Source organism: Tenebrionibacter intestinalis, assembly GCF_016632365.1.
GTDB lineage: Bacteria > Pseudomonadota > Gammaproteobacteria > Enterobacterales > Enterobacteriaceae > Tenebrionibacter > Tenebrionibacter intestinalis.
Window position 1 is genome coordinate 1 of record NZ_JAEPBH010000151.1, and the last position, 790, is coordinate 790.

Genomic DNA, 790 nt, shown 5'->3' on the forward strand with positions numbered 1-790 from the left:
TCGCGCCAGGGAAGGCGCGCTCTGCCGAACCACCTTCCTGACGGGCTGACAGACGTCTCCCGCTAACTTTCCCTGCTGTCTGGCTATGCTTCACTCTCCGGTGAACCCGCTTTCGTACTGCTGGCCGCCATGCCAGATCCCCAGGATTTTTACCTGTTCATCTTCCACCACGAAGGCGATAACGGTCCGCTTACGCCAGTTTGTCACCCGCAGTCCCGCCAGCAGGTCATCACGCTGGTTACCCCGTTCCGGGAACAGGCCCAGGCTTTCACAGTAGTCGATAAGGCCTTCCGTATACGCCTGTGCTGTCGCTGCACTGGCGGCTTCGCGTATGTAGCGGTACAGCGCAAGCAGTTGTTCTTCAGCTTCCGGCGCGAAGATAACCGGATACGCTTTCATCCCTTACCATTTCCCCGGTGGGCTTCTGCAAGTTTATCCCTGAGTTGCCTGGCACTGACGCCACTTTCCGGGTTCGCTTTCAGCGCTTCATAAGCAGGCACAACCTGCTCACGTAGCCAGCTTTCCACCGCACGGTCACGCGCAGCCAGCGCCCTTATTCCCTCACGGATAACTTCACTTTCTGACGCATACTCACCGCTGGCTACACGGGCTTTCACCTGCGCGGCCATTTCATTTGGCAGCGTGATACTCATTTGCTGTGTGGTTCTCATCAGCGATACCTCTGTTTATTGAGAGTAGGATTTAATCATACTCATCATTACCAGTGCTGTCATTCTTACCCGTCCGGGTCCGCTGCTCTGCCGGATGGGTTGAACTGTGTACCGCCTGC

The 790-nt window shown here is 56.6% G+C and carries 2 protein-coding genes; both read right to left on the reverse strand.

The genetic code is table 11. The annotated features are described in order from the left end of the window. Positions 1 to 90: 90 nt before the first annotated feature. Complete coding sequence (locus tag JJB97_RS18220; RefSeq protein ID WP_238715493.1) at positions 91 to 399, reverse strand: type II toxin-antitoxin system RelE/ParE family toxin; 309 nt, start codon at positions 397 to 399, stop codon at positions 91 to 93. Then, positions 396 to 671 carry a ribbon-helix-helix domain-containing protein gene (locus tag JJB97_RS18225; protein WP_238715496.1) on the reverse strand — a complete coding sequence of 92 codons (276 nt, stop codon included), beginning with the start codon at positions 669 to 671 and terminating at the stop codon, positions 396 to 398. The genes JJB97_RS18220 and JJB97_RS18225 overlap by 4 nt, the downstream gene beginning before the upstream one ends. Between the last annotated feature and the right edge of the window lie 119 nt (positions 672 to 790).